This window comes from Vibrio sp. RE86 (assembly GCF_013114545.1).
Classification (GTDB): Bacteria; Pseudomonadota; Gammaproteobacteria; order Enterobacterales; family Vibrionaceae; genus Vibrio.
Map to the genome: position 1 here is coordinate 1 of NZ_VTXI01000043.1, position 3,706 is coordinate 3,706.

General features: G+C 39.4%; 3 protein-coding genes. 2 read left to right on the forward strand and 1 reads right to left on the reverse strand.

Going from position 1 to position 3,706, the window contains the following annotated elements; all coding sequences use genetic code 11:
- The first annotated feature begins 304 nt into the window (after window positions 1-304).
- Both F0231_RS20500 and F0231_RS20505 read left to right on the forward strand, forming a co-directional pair.
- Window positions 305-697, forward strand: a complete 393-nt coding sequence (locus F0231_RS20500) for a hypothetical protein (protein WP_171761528.1) — start codon at window positions 305-307, stop codon at window positions 695-697.
- Window positions 698-1,463: 766 nt separating this feature from the next.
- Window positions 1,464-2,915 carry a P-loop NTPase fold protein gene (locus tag F0231_RS20505; RefSeq protein WP_171761529.1) on the forward strand — a complete coding sequence of 484 codons (1,452 nt, stop codon included), beginning with the start codon at window positions 1,464-1,466 and terminating at the stop codon, window positions 2,913-2,915.
- Between the two features lie 191 nt (window positions 2,916-3,106).
- On the opposite strand, the gene F0231_RS20515 is transcribed toward F0231_RS20505, so the two are convergent.
- Complete coding sequence (locus F0231_RS20515; RefSeq protein WP_171761530.1) at window positions 3,107-3,589, reverse strand: DUF2314 domain-containing protein; 483 nt, start codon at window positions 3,587-3,589, stop codon at window positions 3,107-3,109.
- Window positions 3,590-3,706: the final 117 nt, after the last annotated feature.

The window sequence follows — 3,706 nt, forward strand, 5'->3', positions numbered from 1 at the left end:
CAATCAATTTCCTCGGGTTTGTAGCTATCTCTTTTTCCGTACTTAACCGCAAGCCTTGGTGGAAGCTCTCTTGCGACAGATTTGATAATGTTCTTTTTCGTCCATTGAAACATTTTTTCTCCTTGTGACATAACGCCGCGTTAAGTAGTGAGCAACGCCACCACGAAACCTAACCATACCACCTTAAACACAAAACCCAACAATGGAATGAAAAATGCCATGCGTTGGGAATCTGTCTTAAACGCTTTGTTATGTTGTGGGTCTGACGGTACAATCGCAACCCTTACCACAAGGGTGACTTACCATGCTATTTAACAACGATATCGACGAAATGATTAGCTATTTAGAACGGTTTTGCAAAAAGCCGCATATAAAAGCACTCGATAACATTTCTGATGAGCAAGTGAACCTGATTATTGATTTCCTAACACTCGCTCACAAGTTAAAGTGCGACATTTATGCAACCAGAAACCTAAAGAGTTCACATTTTCTTGGTATTGGCGAGTTCGTTTTGACTCAAGAGAGGCCACCTCAAGGAAATCTATTTCTTAAGATAGAAAATGACCTTGTTTACCTTGGATTTGAGCTAGATAAATGCAGTTCTGAGAACCTACTATCACCACTTCGTGTGATTGATGCCCTAGTCTATCTTTCTGATAATTCAGGTAATTCTCTGCTACCCGAAAGCTACAAGTAGTGGAAACAACATAACGCCGCGTTAAGTAGTGAGCAGCGCGGCCACCAAACTCAACCACTGCGCCATAAACACTGAAGCCGAATCAAAGTGAAACCGCCAAGCGTTGCGAATCTGCCTTAAACGCTTTGTTAGGCTAGATTTCCGTGTGCTCACTAACTTGATTTGATACAGAGTACCTTAAACACCATAAGCAACCAATCACCCACGGGCTTTTTGTGATTCAAGAACTACCGAAGCCACTATGTTATAGCCGTGGTTCCAACAAACTCTGAATACGAGATGACAACAACGATATTGTTTTTAGGACTCTGAAATTCAAAGCTGCGAACTATCAGCTTTCAAGACAGCACCGATTCACTTGCCCTTTCCACACTTTGAGTCAGTAAAAATCACAGCCGACCAACGCTAAAAACCAATGAGGCAACCCATGAAATTTGGCATGTTTTACGGGTGGAGTGATTCAAGAATTGGAGCCGACAATGATGAATTGCCGACTTAGAAAAGCGGATAGCCAAAGGGGGCAAAGAAGAATAAAAATGAGAAACTCACCGTACCTTGCCTAACGCCGCATTAAGGTGTGAGCAACGCTACCACCTAACCGAAACCATTGCACTATAAACACTAAACTCAACGATGAAATGAAAAATGCCAAGCGTTGGGAATCACTCTTAAATGCTTTGTTATGTGTATGGTACTTGAGATCAAAAGCCATATGCAATTAAGCTTGTACTATAACGACTTCAATCAGCATACAGGAGTACATATATTGAGCATTTTAGACAAAGCAAAACATGATGAATGGAAAATTAGCCATACATTCGATACTTGTAAGTTAGATAGAAAGGACTACGGTGAATTTCTCAGTAGTTATCTTACGGGTGAAAAAAATGGATTTGTTTTGAACTTAAATGGTTCGTGGGGAGCAGGGAAGACCGAATTTTTAAAAAGGATTTACACACACCTTTTAGAACAAAAGCATCCTGTGATCTATATTGATGCTTGGGAAAGCGACTTTTCAAAAGAACCGTTGACTGTAATTACCAGCGAACTCCTTACACAAATTGAAATGTTTAATAATGGTATCGGAAGCCAAGCCAATACGAAAAGGCTAAAACTATTCCTAGGAAAAGCAATAAAAGCAACTGCTGTTGGAGTGGCTGGTTACGCATCCAAAAAATACCTAGACGACTCCACTATTGGTTCTAATGCTATGATGAAGTTTTTCGATGAAAACCCCGCTGACTTCATGAAAAAACTAACAGCAGAGTACTCAGAACAAATAGAAGCCATAAAAAAGATTAGAGAGTGTTTATCACAATTAGCTGAGGTTTTAGAGACCAATTATGGAGCAAACTTACCTGTAGTTGTGCTAGTGGATGAACTGGATCGTTGCCGACCAACCTACGCTATAGAAATGCTTGAAGTAATTAAACACTTTTTTAAAACCAAAAACTTTGTATTTCTCGTCGCTACCGATTCTGAACAACTGTCTCACTCCATCAATGCTGTGTACGGGCAAAACTTTGACTCAAAGCAATACCTTAAGAAATTTTTTGATAGAAAAGCAACACTCCCATCACCAGACATTGAGGGGTATCTAGCTGCTAAGAGTATTGACTACAGCCCTTATCGCAACCTCAAGCTTTTTCCTAACTTCGTAGCAGGGACAATAGATGCTTCCATTAACAAAACTGTTAGTCTTTTAGCAAAAGGATATGACTTACACATACGTGATATTGACCAACTTATGAACAAGTTTGAGTCATGTTTAAGAATTGCAAATATGAGTTTGAGTAAAAGCCAAAAAGCTCAGTATATTAATTACCCAGCGTTACTCATTGGGCTTGTTGAGCACGACAAAGCTCCAGAACAATACAACGCTAGAACAAGTCGTCACTCTCCAGTGCCTAAAATACATAATGCTGCGTATAGCATTTCTGATGATTTCAAACTGAATGACTTCATAAAGCAATCAATGAATAATATTACATATAGTCGCTCTCTTTCTACCGACTCTTGGGGTGAAGAAAGGATAAAATATGTACTTCCTAACGCATCAAGTATTAGAACTGAAATCCAAACATCTACAACTCAAGAGTACCGTGATTTTTTAACAGACTCTCTAAATAACATGCAATATGACAACCGAGATGATTGTAATTATTGGAACTGGAATGATATGAAAAAAGTTATTGAGTTAGCCGGTACTTTAGAATAACGCCTTAACTTCAATAGTAGCATAATATATGCTGCTATTTCTCACTCACCATGGATACACATAACGCCCTGTTAAGGGGTGAGCGACGCAATACAAAAGCCGCCGCATACCACCTTAAACACTAAAACCAACGCATAGTGATAATGCCACGCGTTGCGAATCCCTCTTGAACAGTTTGTTATGTTGTGGACTCAAGGCAGAGGCATCCATTCTTTTACGCCTACATACTGGTCATATTTGTCTTGTTCGTCTTTTGTTTTTTGGTCTCTGATGTAACGCATTGAAAATCCACCATACATTGAACCACTGTTATTCAGAGACCAATCTACGATATCTTCATCTGAAACTGAGTACGCTTCACCGACGACAATATGATCTAACTGAGGGAGTGTTTCAAAAGCTTGAACCACGAAAGACTTTGAATCTACATCTACCACCATGAACCATAAGTAAACACCTTGTTCTGGGAAATATACTTTTACAAGAGCAAAACTAGATGCAAGCTCAGGTTTAGACAATAGCTCGCGAAAGGATCCTATGCTCGCTTTAGCTTCGATAATTGTCCTCTGCCATAAAGGGTCATTGGATAAAACTGGATTACTCTTCACTTCGTCACCCGAAAAACTTAAACCTGAATGTAGAATTGATACCAATAGTAGTAACCAATATTTCATTGTTAGCCTCAAACAACATAACGCCCAATTAAGTAGTGAACAACGCGACCACTTAACTAAAACATTGTGCCATAAAACACTAAACTTAACCTAGAATGCAGATCGACAAGCGTTGTG

Bases quoted from the DNA above. Each gene is read 5' to 3' on its own strand.
- F0231_RS20515 (WP_171761530.1), bottom strand. From the start codon at position 3,589: ATGAAATATTGGTTACTACTATTGGTATCAATTCTACATTCAGGTTTA.
- F0231_RS20500 (WP_171761528.1), top strand. From the start codon at position 305: ATGCTATTTAACAACGATATCGACGAAATGATTAGCTATTTAGAACGG.